The sequence below is a fragment of the Piscinibacter sp. PDB5-1 genome, assembly GCF_056676035.1.
Genome location: NZ_JBWVZL010000001.1, coordinates 1,200,818 through 1,214,920 on the forward strand (window position 1 = coordinate 1,200,818; position 14,103 = coordinate 1,214,920).

The 14,103-nt window shown below is 70.1% G+C and carries 15 protein-coding genes; 2 read left to right on the forward strand and 13 right to left on the reverse strand.

Annotation, left to right across the window (positions count from 1 at the left end):
- Positions 1 to 3: 3 nt before the first annotated feature.
- The 7 genes from AC1KAT_RS05365 to AC1KAT_RS05395 all read right to left on the reverse strand — a co-directional run bounded on the left by AC1KAT_RS05365 (position 4) and on the right by AC1KAT_RS05395 (position 9,166).
- Positions 4 to 2,055 (reverse strand): sensor histidine kinase, YfiR-like protein-associated, encoded by a 2,052-nt coding sequence (locus tag AC1KAT_RS05365; protein ID WP_480323540.1) that lies wholly within the window; start codon positions 2,053 to 2,055, stop codon positions 4 to 6.
- Positions 2,052 to 2,639, reverse strand: a complete 588-nt coding sequence (locus AC1KAT_RS05370; RefSeq protein WP_480323541.1) for a TOL_0243 family YfiR-like periplasmic protein — start codon at positions 2,637 to 2,639, stop codon at positions 2,052 to 2,054. The genes AC1KAT_RS05365 and AC1KAT_RS05370 overlap by 4 nt, the downstream gene beginning before the upstream one ends.
- Entirely contained in the window at positions 2,639 to 2,953 is a 315-nt protein-coding gene (locus AC1KAT_RS05375) for a hypothetical protein (protein ID WP_480323543.1), read from the reverse strand. Before AC1KAT_RS05375 ends, AC1KAT_RS05370 begins: the two co-directional genes overlap by 1 nt.
- A 180-nt stretch (positions 2,954 to 3,133) precedes the next feature.
- Complete coding sequence (locus tag AC1KAT_RS05380; protein WP_480323545.1) at positions 3,134 to 5,068, reverse strand: TOL_0244 family TonB-dependent receptor; 1,935 nt, start codon at positions 5,066 to 5,068, stop codon at positions 3,134 to 3,136.
- 165 nt (positions 5,069 to 5,233) lie between these two features.
- A complete protein-coding gene (locus AC1KAT_RS05385; RefSeq protein ID WP_480323547.1) occupies positions 5,234 to 6,289 on the reverse strand; it encodes an AAA family ATPase in 1,056 nt (351 codons plus the stop codon).
- Between the two features lie 40 nt (positions 6,290 to 6,329).
- The gene (gene pnuC, locus AC1KAT_RS05390; protein ID WP_480323549.1) at positions 6,330 to 6,890 is read right to left on the reverse strand and encodes a nicotinamide riboside transporter PnuC; all 561 of its coding nucleotides are present in this window, start codon (positions 6,888 to 6,890) and stop codon (positions 6,330 to 6,332) included.
- Positions 6,887 to 9,166, reverse strand: a complete 2,280-nt coding sequence (locus tag AC1KAT_RS05395; protein ID WP_480323551.1) for a helicase-related protein — start codon at positions 9,164 to 9,166, stop codon at positions 6,887 to 6,889. The genes pnuC and AC1KAT_RS05395 overlap by 4 nt, the downstream gene beginning before the upstream one ends.
- A gap of 104 nt (positions 9,167 to 9,270) precedes the next feature.
- Here AC1KAT_RS05395 and AC1KAT_RS05400 point away from each other — a divergent pair, with 104 nt between their 5' ends.
- Complete coding sequence (locus tag AC1KAT_RS05400; protein ID WP_480323553.1) at positions 9,271 to 9,984, forward strand: ProQ/FINO family protein; 714 nt, start codon at positions 9,271 to 9,273, stop codon at positions 9,982 to 9,984.
- Positions 9,985 to 10,024: 40 nt separating this feature from the next.
- Here AC1KAT_RS05400 and AC1KAT_RS05405 read toward each other — a convergent pair whose 3' ends face one another.
- The 4 genes from AC1KAT_RS05405 to AC1KAT_RS05420 form a co-directional block, all read right to left on the reverse strand.
- Positions 10,025 to 10,627, reverse strand: a complete 603-nt coding sequence (locus AC1KAT_RS05405; protein WP_480323555.1) for a hypothetical protein — start codon at positions 10,625 to 10,627, stop codon at positions 10,025 to 10,027.
- Positions 10,624 to 11,052, reverse strand: a complete 429-nt coding sequence (locus AC1KAT_RS05410) for a GNAT family acetyltransferase (protein ID WP_480323557.1) — start codon at positions 11,050 to 11,052, stop codon at positions 10,624 to 10,626. Before AC1KAT_RS05410 ends, AC1KAT_RS05405 begins: the two co-directional genes overlap by 4 nt.
- Before the next feature lie 36 nt (positions 11,053 to 11,088).
- Positions 11,089 to 11,655, reverse strand: a complete 567-nt coding sequence (locus AC1KAT_RS05415) for a 2OG-Fe(II) oxygenase (RefSeq protein WP_480323559.1) — start codon at positions 11,653 to 11,655, stop codon at positions 11,089 to 11,091.
- A 65-nt stretch (positions 11,656 to 11,720) separates the two neighbouring features.
- Complete coding sequence (locus AC1KAT_RS05420; protein ID WP_480323561.1) at positions 11,721 to 12,329, reverse strand: GNAT family N-acetyltransferase; 609 nt, start codon at positions 12,327 to 12,329, stop codon at positions 11,721 to 11,723.
- A 351-nt stretch (positions 12,330 to 12,680) separates the two neighbouring features.
- Here AC1KAT_RS05420 and AC1KAT_RS05425 point away from each other — a divergent pair, with 351 nt between their 5' ends.
- Positions 12,681 to 13,280, forward strand: a complete 600-nt coding sequence (locus AC1KAT_RS05425; RefSeq protein WP_480323563.1) for a hypothetical protein — start codon at positions 12,681 to 12,683, stop codon at positions 13,278 to 13,280.
- 4 nt (positions 13,281 to 13,284) lie between these two features.
- Here the strand turns inward: AC1KAT_RS05425 and AC1KAT_RS05430 are convergent, their stop codons facing one another.
- A complete protein-coding gene (locus AC1KAT_RS05430; protein WP_480323565.1) occupies positions 13,285 to 13,629 on the reverse strand; it encodes a hypothetical protein in 345 nt (114 codons plus the stop codon).
- A gap of 102 nt (positions 13,630 to 13,731) precedes the next feature.
- Complete coding sequence (locus AC1KAT_RS05435) at positions 13,732 to 13,938, reverse strand: dodecin (protein WP_480323567.1); 207 nt, start codon at positions 13,936 to 13,938, stop codon at positions 13,732 to 13,734.
- Between the last annotated feature and the right edge of the window lie 165 nt (positions 13,939 to 14,103).

Here is a 14,103-nt window from a genome sequence, read left to right on the forward strand (position 1 = left end):
GGCTCAGCGCGGGGGCGGCCCGCCGCCGGCCTTGCGCTCGGCGGCGAGTTGCAGCGCGCTGTCGAGCGCGTCGTTCAGGTCGCTCAGGTCGATGGGCTTGGTGAGGTAGCGAAAGAAGCCCGCCGCCAGCCCATCGGCAATCGCACCCGGCATCGCATTGGCGCTGATGGCGATGATCGGGATGTCGGCGGTGCGTGGGTCTTTTTTCAGCAGCGCCTGCGCCTGCCCGCCGGTCAGCACCGGCATGTTGTTGTCCATCAGGATCACGTCGGGCCGATGGCGTCGCGCCATCTCGACACCGACCTGCCCGTCCTGCGCGGCCAGCACGCGCAGGTTGCCGCGCACGCCCAGCGCCGACTGGATGAGCTGCAAGCTGGCGGGGTTGTCTTCGACGCACAGCACCGTGGCCTGGGCGCCGTGGTCGTCGGCACTGGGCGCGTGAAGCGGCGCGAAGTCGCTGTCGGGTCGCGGGCCGAGCCGTTCGGCACTGTCGCGGCTTGCGCGCAAGTCGATCCAGAACAGGCTGCCGGCACCGGGCGTGCTGCTCACGCCCATCTCGCCGCCCATCAACTCGACCAGGTGCTTGGTCAGCACCAAGCCAATGCCGGTGCCTTCTTGCACGCCGGTTTCCTGACCCAGCCGGTTGAAGGGCTGGAAGAGCTGGGCCACCTGCTCAGGGCGCAGGCCGAGGCCCGTGTCTTGCACCGAGATGCGCACGCGCCCTGGCACCGACGGCGCGCAATCGACGACCACCGAGCCGCGTTCGCGGTTGTACTTGATGGCGTTGGACAGCAGGTTGAGCAGCACCTGCTTGAGCCGCGTGCGGTCGGCATCCACCCGCAGCGCCGTTCCCCCCGGGAACAACAGCCGCACGCCGTTGGCCTCGGTCAGCGGCTCGGCCATCGAACGGCATTCGTCGAGCACGCGTTGCAGCTCCACCGCCTCGACCGACAGCGAGAGCTTGCCCGCCTCGATCTGCGCGAGATTCAGGATGTCGTTGATGAGCGTGAGCAAGTGCCGGCCGGCCTTGACGATGTGCTCGACGAAAGCCTTCTGGCGGTCGGGCGTGAGCGGCATCGATCCGGCCGATTCGAGCAGCTGGCCGAAGCCGATGATGGCGTTCAGCGGCGTGCGCAGCTCATGGCTCATGTTCGACAGGAACTCGGACTTCGCCCGGTTCGCCTGCTCGGCCGCCTGCGTGGCGAGCGCGAGGTGGCGGTTGCTCTGCTCGAGCTGCTCGGTGCGCTGGCGCACGCGGTCTTCGAGCGCTGCGTTCAGGCGCATCACTTCTTGCTGCGCGGTGCGGCGCTCTTCGACCTCGCGCGCCTTGTCACGGTTCGAGGCTTCAAGCGCGAGCGTGCGGCGTTCGATCTCGCCCATCATTTCGTTGAAGGCATCGACGAGTTCGCCGAGCTCTTCGGTGCCGGGCTTGTCCACGCGCCGGGTGTAGTCGCCCTGCTCGACCACGCGGCGCGCCGCCTCGCCCACGGCCGAGATGGGGCCGGTGACGATCTTCTGCAGCCAGCCCGACACCAGCGCGGCGACGCCGAGGCCGATCAGCGCCACCACGAGGGCGATGCCGGCGTAATGGATGACACGGTCAACCAGCGCGTAGTCGGCGCTCAGGTAGACCGTGCCGAGCATCTGTCCGCCCTCTTGGATGGGGTGCGACACGACGAGGCGCCCGCTCTCGACGTGCACGCCTTCGCGCACGGGGCGGGCGGGCAGCCGCGCCGTCACCTGCGGGCCGGCGGGGTAGGTGGCGAACAGCAGGCCCTGGGCGTCGTACAGCGCGGCCTCGCGCACCTGCGGTTGCAGCCGCAGCAGCGCGAGGTTGTCGGTGGCCACGCGCTCGTCGTCGAAGGCGAGCGCGGTGGCGCTGGTGCGCCCGAGCAGTTCGGCCTGGCCGCGCAGGTCGGCCACCCATTCGTCGTGGTAGGTACGCAAGTCGTAGGCGACCATCGCCCCGAGCGCCACGACCAGGGCCGACAGCGTGGTGAGCAGCATCACGCCCCACAGCTTGCGTCGCAGCGAGCCGGCCACGTCGAACTTCATGAGTCTTTCCCCACGACCTGACGCGCCACGTCGAGCAGGCGCGCGCTGATCTTGAGCCGGTTGCGCTCGGCGCGGTGCAGAGCGATGTCGAACTTGACCTTGTTCTCGACCACCACGAAGTTGACCATCGCCGGGGTGTCTTCGACCGCGGCCTCGCTGACGGTGAGCACCGGCCGGTCGCGCAGCGTCTGCGCCAGCGCGCCCAGACTCGGCGCATGCGTGCGGCCGACAAACAGCAGGTGCAGGTTCTGCAGGTTCTCGGCATCGTCGAGCCGGCGCACGGTGATGGCGCGGCCCTGCACGCTTTGCCCGAGCGCCACGCGTTCGATGATGCCGGCGACACGTTCGCCGGCCATCACGCCGATGACGAAGTCCGTGCCGGCCATGGCCTCGGCCGGCCATTCGACGAACTGCCCGAAGCGGCACAGAAAGGCCGCCTTGATGCGGTACTCGGCCTCGGCGCGGCCGTCGATGCCCTGCGCGGCCGGCGATCCACCCAGCGTGCCCAGCAGCCCGGCGCACAACAGCCGGCGCCGTCCCATCGCGCCGGTCAAGACGGGTTGCAGCGCAGGGTGGGATGCCATCAGAACCGCACCCGAAGCGACGCGACCAGGCCGCACAGCACGAAGCCGGTGCTGCGTGCCGGCCTGCCATTGCCATGACACCCCCGGCGTGCGACCACCTCGACCTCTTGCGTGCACCGGTGCCCGCAGCGGCCATGGAAGACGGTGGCCGACAGGGCAGACGGCACGGTGCGCCGCGTGGGGTCGGGGTCGCCCCGCGCGATCAGCGCGCCGAAGCGGTCACTGTCCGGCATGGCCAGCGCTCGAAGGGCGCCACGCGTGAGCAGACGGGCCAGCGACGCGCGGGTCCAGCAGGTGATGGCGATGGGGCACATGGCGAACTGCCTCCTCGACCGAACCTTCGGGGTGGGAGCGGGGCTCGCGACTGCCGGACCGGGGGCACGAATCGATCGTGGCCGGGCCGGCCGGCGGCCTGAACCCTTGAGCGGCCATTACACACCCACCCCCTGCGTTTCCACGCGGAAATTCGGCACGGCCAGGGACATGTCTCGCAGTCAAAACCGGACCTCCAGCTTCACGAAGGCCGCCGGCTTGAAATACGACCGGGTCGCCAGCCCCGTGAACTCGCCATGGCCCGAGCCGAGCACGTTGTGCCCGGTGACCGACAGCTGCCAGCCCGGCTGCAGGCGCCAGCCGTAGCGCAGGTCGAGCGCGTGGTAGCGCGGCACCTCAGGGCGCGTGAGCGTGTCCACATAGCGCAGCGTGGCGTCGAGCTCACCCCGCGTCCCGACGTCGAGTGCCGAGCGCAGCACCCACCAGCGGCTCGGGTTGGCGCCCTCGGTCGCCCCCACAGCGCTCGCGTCGTTGCTGCCGGGCTTGAGTTCGAGCGACTGACTCAGGCGCGTGAAGCCACCATGCAGCCGCCAGCCCGGCAGCGCCTGCAGGCTGCCCCACAGCTCGAACCCGCTGGTGCTGCCCTGCATGCCGTTGGCATAGAAGACGTAAGTGCGGCCGGGGTCGATCTCTTGCGTGCGCAGGTGGTCGTAGCGGGTGCGAAACAGCGTGGCCGAGAACGTGGCGTTGGCGCCGATCTGCCCGCGGTAGCCGAGTTCGAGCGCGCGGGCTGTCTCGGACCGAACCGTCGGGCCGCCACGCAGCAGGTACGGCGGCACGCCCGGCACAAAGGTGTCGTGGTCGAGCCGCGAGGGTGCGCGCGCCGTGCGCGACAGCGAGCCCCACCACAGGTGCGCGTCGCTCGGCTTCCAGGCCAGGCGCACGTTGGGCAGCACCTCGGTGCCGGTGTAGTCGTTGCGCTCAGCGCGCAGGCCGAGCGTGAGCTGCAGGCCGGGCCCCAAGGTGATCTCGTCTTGCGCGAACACGCTCAGCCAGGTCTGGTTCAGCCGTGCCGGCAGAAAGGCCACATAGGCACTGTTGGTGACCCGGTCGCGCCCCTCGCGGTACTGCAGTCCCCACACCGGCCGGTGCGTGCCGTGGGCGGCCAGGGAGTGCTGAAGTTGCACGTCGAGCGTGTGCTGCGTGTCGGCGAAGGTGGGCGGCACGGTGCGCCGCGTGCGGTCGTAGTAGGCCTGCACGGCCACGCTGCCGCCGGCGCGCAGTTGGCGTTCCCAGTGGGCGATGAGGTTGGCACCGGACAGCGGAATCGACCCGAGCGCGAGCGTCTGGCCAGCGATGGCGATGGTGCCGGGCAGCGCCTGCTGGTGCCCGCCTTCATAGATGTCGCCCTTGAGCATGAGCTTGTCGGACTCACGCGACCAGTCGGCCCGAAAACCGGCCTGCGTCAGGTGCGCGGCGTCGTTCACCGGCAGGCCGGCGCGCGTTTCGGTGTGCTTCTGCTCGCGGTGGGTGGCGTAGACGCGCAGGTCGCCGTCGCCCGGCGCGCGCGTGCCGAGGCGCATCGACGCGCGGCTTTCGTCGGTGCCCACACCCACCGAGGCCAGGCCGCCGGACGTTGCCGCGGCCGCGCGCGTGATGACGTTGATGACGCCGTTGACCGCGTTCACGCCCCACAGCGTGCCCCCGGGGCCACTGATGACTTCGATGCGCTCGATGTCTTCGAGCATCACGTCCTGCACGTCCCAGAACACGCCCGAGAACAGCGGCGTGTACACCGAGCGCCCATCGATCAGCACCAGCAGCTTGTTGGACGACGAACTGGCGAAGCCGCGTGCGCTCATGGTGTGGCCGTAGTTGGTGGCGCGGGCGACCTGGAGGTTGGGCGCGAGCCGCAGCGCCTCGGGCAGGCTGGTCGCGCCACTGCGGCGAATGTCATCGGCGGTGATGACGAACACCGAGGTCGGCGCGTCCGACAGGCGCTCGGCCCGTTTGGACACTGAGGTGATCTCGACCTGTGCCAGCTCTTCGAGAGACATCGAGGCCAGCAGGTCCTCAGGTTGGGCCGAGACCGACGATGCACATCCCACCAGCACACCGATCACCACGGCCCGGCGAAGGAAAAATGGCTTGGACATCGAGAAGGCTCCCTGGGCGTCCGGCCGGGCAACACCTGACAGAGCGCCTGACAGCACACCCGGCAATGGGCATGCCCATCTTGATCTCGCCTTGACGTAAGGCAAGGCAGCATTTCTCTAAAACCCCCCGCGGACCACGGCTATGCCCGGGCGCCGGGCGCACGCTCACAAGGCGCGAAGCGCCTGATCCACACGCGCTGCGAGCGATCCGCGAACCGTCAAGGGGGTGGACCCGAACGCCGCCAGCCGGGCCAGGGTGCGCTCGTGCTGCGCTGCACGAAAGGCGTCGTCGCGCCGGCTGCCGTCTTGCACGAAGCCGAAGTCGGGCGCGCACAGCAACACGCGGTCGTAGTGCCGCTGCGCCAGCTCGTCGAGCGCGGGTGGCACCGACGCAGGCCCGGCCGCGGCGTGGTCGATCTCGGCATAGATGCGGGTCGTGAGCGGTGAGGTGTCGCACACCAGCCAGCCGTTCGCCTGCGGGGCGGCCTCGATCTCGCGCGCAACCTGCGTCTGCGCGATGTGCAGCAGTTCGTCGAGCGCGGGGCGGCCGGTGCCGAGCTGTTCGCAGCGCTCGCGGCCGTACTCGGGCACCCACACCGTGCCCAGCGCCTCGGCCAGGGCCTGCGCGAGCGTGGTCTTGCCCGAAGACTCACCGCCCAGCACGCACACGCGCGGCACCAGCTCGGCCCAGACCTCGGGCGACACGCGGGCGCGGTGCGCGGCGGGGTCGTGGCGCAGCGCGGTGCCGCTGACCGGCACCTGAGTGCGCGCGTGGTCCATGCAGACGTGGGTGACGGCCGGGTGGCCCGTCTCGGCCTGCTGGAAGCACTGGGTGAGCACGGCCGCGAAACCGTCGCCGTAGGCTTCGCTGGTGAACACGGCATCGACCGTGTCGCGCAGCAGGGCTTGCAGCAACCAGGCGACGAAGTGCCGGTGCGTGTCGTCGGGCGCGTCGTCGAAGGGCAGCTCGCGCGGCGGCAGGCCGTGTGCCACGCACGCGGCCGCCAGGCGTGTCGCGTCGAGCACCAGCAGCGACACGCCCGGCACGCGCGCGCGCAGCCAGCGCTCGCGGTCGGCCGCCGTGGCGCGCGGCCAGGCCGGGCGGCTGTAGCTGATCACGGTGACGCGCTGGCAGCGCGCCTGCGCCAAGCGGATCAGCGCCTCGTGGCCCAGGTGCAGCGGCGCGAACTTGCCGACGACCAGCCCGTGCCGAAAGCTCATGCGGCGCCCCTTGCGCCGCCACACCGCGTGAAGGCCGCGTTCATGATGCTGTCCGCATCTGCTGCGCCCAGTAACGCCACGCGACGATGGCATTGACCCAGTACACCGCATAAAGCCCTGCGGTCAGGTAGAGACCACGACTGGCGAACAAGGGGCAGGCAATGCTGTTGACCACGAGCCAGAACGGCCAGGTCGTCACGCGCCGCTGCATCAGCAGCACCTGCGCGATGACGCTGAAGGCCAGCACGGCCGAATCGACGAATGGCGCGTACGCATCGGTGAAGCGGTGCAGCAGCGCGCCGTAGGCGAGCGTCGCGAGCACGCCGATGCCGAAGGCCGCGGCGATCCAGCCGCGCGGCGCGTGCGTGATGGGCCGCTCAGCGCCGCCTGGCCCGCGCCGCCACTGCCACCAGCCCCACGCACTGGTCACGACGAAGAAGGCCTGCAGCGTGACATCGGCATAGAGGTTCGACTCGAAGAAGAGCACACCGAAGAGCGCGCAGCCGACGAGTCCCGTCCACCACGTGTGCACGCTGTTGCGGCCAGCCAGCAAGATCGACACCGCCGTGACGGCGTTCGCGGCCAGCTCCAGCGGCGTCACCCGCCGTACCTCGCCGAGCTGCGGCGGCGCATCTGCGCCAGCGGTTTCTTGCCCTTCAGCTGCCGCTCGATGCCGTCGTTGAGGCGGCTGCGCAGGTCGCTGACCAGATCCACCTGGCCATAGACGCCGGGGAAGCGCAGGTCGAGCCACAGCCACAGCGTGCACGCGCGCAGGGCCTGCTCCATGCGGTCGAGGCGACTGTGCTCATCGACCTCGCGCAAGAACCACGGGTCACCCGCCTGGCCGCTGCGCGCGTGCGTGTGCGTCCATTCGAGAAACTGCTCGGCCAGCGTGGCGGTGCGGGTGTCCACCGGCGCCTGCGCGTAGATGAAGCGCGACTTGAGCGGCAGGCTGCCGGCGGCTTCGTCGATGTGCGCGGCGAGTTCGAGCATCTGCTCCAGCTCGGCCACCTCGAAGTGCGCGTTGTCGAGCCGCAGCCGTTCGATGAAGACATCGAGCACGGCGCGCAGCTTGGTCAGGTTCAGGCGCTTGGCAATCGTCTGTACATGCCACCAGCCCGGCGCGACCGGCGCCTTGAACTGGCGCGGCGCACGCGGCGTGGCGTGCAGCTTCTCTTTCAGCATGCGCGCAGCCGCCGGCTCGGCCTCGCGGAGCACGCCGGCGAAGCCTTCTTCGTGCATGCCGTAGCGGCCCGCGCGGCCGGCGATCTGGTGCACCTCCGACTCGTCCAAGGCGCGGTCGCCCTGCCCGTCGAACTTGGTCAAGGTGCTGAAGAGCACGCGGCGGATCGGCAGGTTCAGGCCCATGCCGATCGCGTCGGTCGCCACCAGCACCTGCGAGTGGCCGTGCGCAAAGCGTTCGGCCTCGCGGCGGCGCACCTCGGGCGGCAAGGCGCCGTAGATCACCGACACCTCGTGGCCCTGTGCGGCGATCTGGTCGCGCAGCATCAGCACGTCGCGGCGGCTGAAGGCCACGACCGCATCGCCCGAATGCAGCGCCGCCAGCGGCACCGGCGCCGGCAGCAACTGCACCTGCTGCTTGCGCTCGAAGCGCTTGAGCGTGCAACGCTCGCCGCACAGGCGCAGCAGGTTCTCGATGGCCGGCACGGCGAACTCGGAGCAGATCACGATGAGCTCGTTGGCCGGCACGCCGACGATGGCCTGCGTCCAGGCCCAACCTCGGCTGAGGTCGAAGATCATCTGCGCCTCGTCGATCACCGCCACGTCGATCGGCTTGACGGTGTCGACCATCTCGATGGTGCTCGACACCACGCGCGAGTGTTCGGCCGGGACGTTCTCTTCACCGGTGAGCAGCGAACACGGCACACCGCGGCCCACCAGGCGGTCGCGCCCTTCGAGGGCCAGCAGGCGCAGCGGCGCGAGGTAGGCGCCGTTGTGGGCCTGCGCCAGGCGCTCGAAGGCGGCGTGCGTCTTGCCGCTGTTGGGCGGGCCGATGAAGAGCGTGACGCTGCGCTGCATCTGGCGCGCCGCATCGAACGAATCGGGGTAGCCCTGGAAGGCCAGCTCGCTGTTGAGGCCGTCGAGCGCTTCGATTTCGGCGGCGCGTTGCTCCCAGCGCTCTTGCGTGCGAGCGCACGCCGCCTTCAGCGCCTCGGGCGTGCGCGGCTGGGCGCACTCGGCCTGCAGGCGCGGCAGCAAGGCGTCGATCTGCTGCGGGTGGCCCGACTCGCTGCGCCGAATCAACCCGTTCAGGTGCTCGGCAACCTCGGCGGCATGCGCGGCCGGCGGCGGAGCCCCGAGCGCGCTCACCAGGGCTGGCTTGTCGCCGCTTCGGTAGAAGGCCCACACCGCTTCGGCATCGACCGGCTCGCGGTGCGCGAGTGCCACGCTCCAGCCCGGGCGTTCGAGCGCCACGGGCTGCAAAGCCACACGCTCCCACTTCAGCCCGTGGCGCGACACGCCCAGCGCGTCGAGCGCGGCTGTGCGCTCGGCCATCAGCGCACGCACACCCGGGCCATTGCCCACGGTGTCGAGGTGGCGCAATGCCGGTTCGATCCAGCTCGGGTGGATCCACCGGCTCGGCCGCGAACCGGCCGACGCCTTCTGCAGCAGGATCAGCCCGTGCTTGTCGAGGTGCTGCTCGAAGCCGGGGGCGTCTTCGTCGATGAAATCGGCGGGTTGCACCACCTGGGGCAGGTTGTAGGCGGCCTGGCGCACGCGGTACAGCAAGTCCAGGCCGATGTGCGGCGGCAGGCGCTTGGCGTGCTCGGCGATCGGCAGTTTGTGGGAGGGCGGCAGCTTCGATTCGCTGCCGGCGGGGGTCGCAGCGCGTGGAGCGCCAGTCGTTTCAGTCATCTCGGTATTTTCACGAGCTTCGTGCAAGCACCGAGAGCTTTGCTTCAAGCCCGAGAGGACAATGCTTCTCACCGGGTCGTCTCGATCCGCCTTTGATGCACCCGATGTCTTCTGACACCTCCACGATTTCCGACCCCGTGGCCCCGCCGAGCAACACGCCCGACGCCACCCCACCCCAGGCCGAGTCGCCTGCGCCGGCCACGCCGAAGCCCAGCAAACCCGAAGGGCTGTCGCCCGAGGCGTGCGCGCAAGAGCTGAAACAGCGCTTTCCGGCGTTGTTTCGCGGCGCGCCCAAGCCCGTGAAGCTGCGCATCCAGGCCGACATCCAGGAGCGCGCACCCGGCGTGTTCACCAAGCCCGCGCTGTCGGCCTTCTTGCGTCGGCACACCGGCAGCACCAGCTACCTGATCGCCCTGACCACCGCGACCCAGCGCTTCGACCTCGACGGCCAACCCGCCGGCGAGTTGAGCGACGAGCACCGCCAGGCCGCGCAAGAAGAGCTGACCCGCCGCCGCGCCAACCAGAACGCGCGCCGCGAACAAGAGCTGCAAGAGCGCCGCGACCGCGCCGCGCTGCTGCGCGACTTCCAGAACAACAAACTGACGACAGCCAACTTCTGCGCGCTGAAGGGAATTGCCCCCGAAGCGCTCGACGGCCTGCTCGACCTGGCCCGCAAAGAAGCCGCCGAAGCCCCCTTCGCCGCCCCGATGCGGCGCGACCCGCGCGGTGGCCCCGGCCGTGGCGCCCCGCGAGGCCCAGGCCCGCGCCGTGAGGGCGGCCCGGCCGAAGGCGGCCGCCCACCGCGCCCCAAGCGCTGAGGGGCGTGGCCTCACGGCCGCGCCTCGTCAAAGCGGGGCCTCAGCCGTTGGGCCGAAAGAGCAGCTCGTCCGACGGCCAGAAATACGGCAGACCCCAGGCCACGGCGAATGCGAGCGCCACGTACGCGAGCATCGCCCCCGCGATGGCCAAGCTGCTGGGCCCCACGCCGATGCGCCGACCGCTGGCGGTTTTGCCCCAGCGCACCAGCACATAGGCCATGACGAGCAGGCCCAACAAGCTCGACACCCCGCGAAGTGTCCACTCGATCGCGACGCTGTCGGCCATGGCGGACACCCGTGACAGCCCTTGCCACACCAGTGCCGAGGCGATGCTTGAAGCCGCATAGGCCACGATGACTGCGCCCAGCTTCACCGCCTCACCGGCCGCCAGACGCAGGCAGAGCCAAAGCACCGACACGCCAACGAGAACAACGAGGCCCAAGACCAGCCACACCGCCGCAGCACTCATGCGCACCTCAGCCTGAGCAGCGGTGTTGCCGATGAACCCGGACGGTTCTTCAAGGAGAGGCGGCTTGGCGTGGTCGGCATCAGATCCCTGTGCGTCGAGTGGAGGTTCGCCTCCAGTATCACCCCGACCGTCGGTGGTCCCACACGCGCGCACGTGGCGCTCGGCGAATGTCAAGGCGCATCATCGGCAATCAGGCGTTTGCCCAGGCTCAGCACCTCGTCGGTGCCGTAACCCAGGCGGGCATAGAAGGCCAGCACCTCGGTGTTGCCGCTGCGCACCTGCAGGTTGATCTTGGGGCAACCGAACGCGGCCAGCTCGCGTTCGATGTGGGCCATCAAGGCCCGGCCCAGCCCGCGTTGCCGGTGGGCCGGTGACACCGCGAGGTAGTTCACCCAGCCCCGGTGCCCGTCGTAGCCGGCCATGGCCGAGGCGACGACCTCGCCGTTCAACTCGGCCACCACAAACCACTCGCGCTGCACCTGCAGCTTGCGAGCGATGTCGCGGCGCGGGTCGTTCCAGGGGCGGGTCAGGCCGCAGGCCTGCCACAGCGCGACCACCGCGTCGGTGTCGGCTTCGTCGAAAGGGCGGATGGTCGTCATGGGGTTACGAAGGTGGCGGGGTGAACACGGTGCAGATCAACGCTGCGGGCGGCGGTACATCACGTCGGTGCGCAGCACGTACTTGACGCCTTCGGTCACCGAGGCGCCCTGGTGCACCAGTTCGTGCGGAAAGACGAGCGCCATGCCGGCGCGCGGCACAACCGCGTCCCACGAGAACTCGGTGCGCCCGCCCGCGTAGCCGTCGTTCAGGTAGAGCATGAAGGTGAGCTGGCTCTCTTCGTCGTTCGAGCGCCGGTACGAGCCGTCGCCATGCCATGCGAAGCGCTGGCCCGGCGTGTAGCGGTAGTAGCGCCAACGCTCGTTGAAGCCGTCGAGCTGCCAGCCGTTGGCCGTGGGCGGCAACCAGGGCCGCGCGCGTTCGAACAGTCGCGCGGCGAGCGCCGGGTCGTCGTGCAGGATGCGGGTGTTGTTGCGCACGTCTTTGCGCATCTGCTCGCCTTGCGAGGTGACGATGGGCGCTTCGCCGTAGCCGAGCGCTTCGCTCGCGGCGATGAAGCCTTCGCATTCGGCGGGCGAGAGAAAGTCGCTCAGCGTGAAGACGCCGCCGCCGAGGCGTTGAACCTGAATTTCGGTGGATGACATGGGGGCCTCCCTGGGGTGCTGTGTGTGTCGTGGGTTGGGTGATGGAACGGCATGAGGCCGCGCCGTCACCCGACCCGGGCACGCCCCTGGCTGTTCATGCGCTCTTCGAGGGCTTGCCGGGTCTGCGGCCATTCTTGCCGCACCAGGCTGTAGAGCACCGAGTCGCGCACGCGGCCGTCGCGCATCACGAGGTGGTTGCGCAGCAGGCCCTCGCGCAGGGCCCCCAGGCGTTCGATGGCCGCGCGCGAGGCAGTGTTAAGCACGTCGGTCAGCAGCTCGATGCGGTTGCAGTGCCACTGCTCGAAGGCGTGCCGCAGCATCAGGTACTTGGCTTCCGTGTTGACGTGGCTGCGCTGAAAGGCGCGGGCGATGAAGGTGAAGCCGATCTCGGCCTTCTTGTGGCCCGGCTCGATGCAGCGAAAGCGCGTGCTGCCGACCACGCGGCCCGAGTGCTGGTCGAGCGTGGCGAACACGCGCTCGCGGCCGGCACGCGTGGCCTCGTGCGCATCGGCCAAAAAGGCACGCAGCTCGGTCGGGTGCGGCACGAAGGTGACCGGCAGCTTCCACAGCTCGCCGTCGTCGATGGCGGCGGCCAGGCCGGGCAGGTGGTGTTCGTCGAGGGGTTCGAGCCGCACGTGGCGGCCTTCGAGGCTGAAGACAGAAGAGGTGTCCATGGTCGTCGGGTTCGCAGGGTCGAGGGTCGGGGATTCGGGCGAGGCCACCGCAGGGCGCGGTGGGTGTCGCAGGCTCACGGCCTGCGGCAGGTGGGATCGCCCAGCACCGGCTTGCGCCGCAGCTCAGCGACCCGGCCGAATTCGAATGCGAATGACGACGCGACCCGAGACCGCACGCGCCGACGACGACGCCACCGCGCCAAGGGCGCGGGCGGTCGTGGTTTTGGGGCGGGCGTTCGGGTGCATGGGGCGCGCATCATGGCACGGCGCCCCGGCCGCTCGCAAGCCCGCACGGTGGCGTGGCTGGCACGAAGCCCTTACCCTCACCGGCACCCCGCCACGGAGACACCCATGACCCCGACCCGCCCCCTCGTGCTCGGCACCTTGTGCCTGTCCGCAGCGCTCGCTGGCTGCGCCACCGCGCCCGATGCGCAGTGGGTGGACCCGCAGCTCGGCGGCAAGACCTTCGCACGCGCCAAGGTGCTGGTCGCCTGCGATGCCTACGAGCCGGTGGTCAAGCAGATCTGCCGCGACCAGCTCGTGCAGCAGGTGCGCCAGCGCGGCGGCCAGCCGGTGCTGGCAGCCGAGCCGGCGCCGACCTCGCCCTGGCGTCCGATGAACGCCAACGAGTTGCTGCCCGAAGCGCGGCTGGCCGGTGCGGCGGCGGTGCTGAGTGCGGTGGTGCAGCCCGGGCTGTCGACCCCGCGCCCGGGGCCGTCGATCGGCTTCGGCGTGGGCAGCGGAGGCATCGGGGTCGGGATCTCGACACCGCTGGGCGGCGGGCGCAGCGAAGCCACCTACGCCGCCGATGGGGTGATCACCGAGGTGGCGAGCGGCCGCCTGTTGTGGACCGCCCGCGTGAGCAGCGCCGCGTCGAACGACGTGGGCGGGCAGGTGTCCACCCTCGCGCGCCGGCTGGTCGAAGCCGCCGGCAAAGCGGGCCTGCTCTGACCGGTCAGCCCTGCGCGGCGGTGGGTGAGCCCGCGGCGCGCGTGATGGCCTGCCGGGCTGTCAGTTCGGCCTGCGTGGCCGCTTCGAGCGGCGCCAGGCACAGGCCGGCATGCTCATAGCGCAGGTTTTCGTACACCTCGGCTGCCGACGGGTTGGCCGCGAGGATCGCCAGCAGCAGCGGGCTGGGCTCGACGCCGCGCAGGGCCTCGCCGAGCCGTTGCGCCACCGTGCGGTATTGCTCGGGGGCGACAGGCTCCAGGCTGTGTTCGACCCGTTCGAGCAACGCCGCAAGCGCCAGCACGTTGTGCAGTTCGGGCGGCAGGTGGAGGGTCGGTTGCGTGGCGTTCATCGGGTCCCTTTCTATCGGCACCGGGCGAGCCCGGCATGCGATCAACGTCAGGGCCCACCCGTCAATTTCAAGATGCCCGACGCGCTGGGCCCGCCCCGGCGCTCATTCGAGCGTGAAACCGATCTTCAGCGTCACCTGCCAGTGCGCCACCGCGCCGTCGGCCACATGGCCACGCGTTTCGACCACCTCGAACCACTGGATGTGTCGCACCGTTTCATGCGCCTTTGCAATGGCGCGCCGGATGGCGTCCTCGATGCCATCCGGCGACGAGCCGGTCAGCTCGAGCGATTTGTAGACGTGATGGGCCATGGCGTGTGCCTTCCTCGGTGTGATCGGGGCATCCAGCCTAGGCCGGCGGTGCGCCACGGCTGCCAGCGCGCAGGCCGTGGCGATGTAGGACAAGCCGCCGGCAGGCCAGCCCCGTGCGATGTGTGTGCTGGGGCTGGGCATCCCACGAGACGCGTCCGGCACGCT

What these genes read in the sequence shown, in the direction of transcription:
- AC1KAT_RS05420 (WP_480323561.1), bottom strand. Translation starts at nt 12,329, where the DNA reads ATGGACACCTCTTCTGTCTTCAGCCTCGAAGGCCGCCACGTGCGGCTC.
- AC1KAT_RS05415 (WP_480323559.1), bottom strand. Translation starts at nt 11,655, where the DNA reads ATGTCATCCACCGAAATTCAGGTTCAACGCCTCGGCGGCGGCGTCTTC.
- AC1KAT_RS05375 (WP_480323543.1), bottom strand. Translation starts at nt 2,953, where the DNA reads ATGTGCCCCATCGCCATCACCTGCTGGACCCGCGCGTCGCTGGCCCGT.
- AC1KAT_RS05435 (WP_480323567.1), bottom strand. Translation starts at nt 13,938, where the DNA reads ATGGCCCATCACGTCTACAAATCGCTCGAGCTGACCGGCTCGTCGCCG.
- AC1KAT_RS05365 (WP_480323540.1), bottom strand. Translation starts at nt 2,055, where the DNA reads ATGAAGTTCGACGTGGCCGGCTCGCTGCGACGCAAGCTGTGGGGCGTG.
- AC1KAT_RS05410 (WP_480323557.1), bottom strand. Translation starts at nt 11,052, where the DNA reads ATGACGACCATCCGCCCTTTCGACGAAGCCGACACCGACGCGGTGGTC.
- AC1KAT_RS05380 (WP_480323545.1), bottom strand. Translation starts at nt 5,068, where the DNA reads ATGTCCAAGCCATTTTTCCTTCGCCGGGCCGTGGTGATCGGTGTGCTG.
- AC1KAT_RS05395 (WP_480323551.1), bottom strand. Translation starts at nt 9,166, where the DNA reads ATGACTGAAACGACTGGCGCTCCACGCGCTGCGACCCCCGCCGGCAGC.
- AC1KAT_RS05385 (WP_480323547.1), bottom strand. Translation starts at nt 6,289, where the DNA reads ATGAGCTTTCGGCACGGGCTGGTCGTCGGCAAGTTCGCGCCGCTGCAC.
- AC1KAT_RS05400 (WP_480323553.1), top strand. Translation starts at nt 9,271, where the DNA reads ATGTCTTCTGACACCTCCACGATTTCCGACCCCGTGGCCCCGCCGAGC.
- AC1KAT_RS05425 (WP_480323563.1), top strand. Translation starts at nt 12,681, where the DNA reads ATGACCCCGACCCGCCCCCTCGTGCTCGGCACCTTGTGCCTGTCCGCA.
- AC1KAT_RS05370 (WP_480323541.1), bottom strand. Translation starts at nt 2,639, where the DNA reads ATGGCATCCCACCCTGCGCTGCAACCCGTCTTGACCGGCGCGATGGGA.
- AC1KAT_RS05430 (WP_480323565.1), bottom strand. Translation starts at nt 13,629, where the DNA reads ATGAACGCCACGCAACCGACCCTCCACCTGCCGCCCGAACTGCACAAC.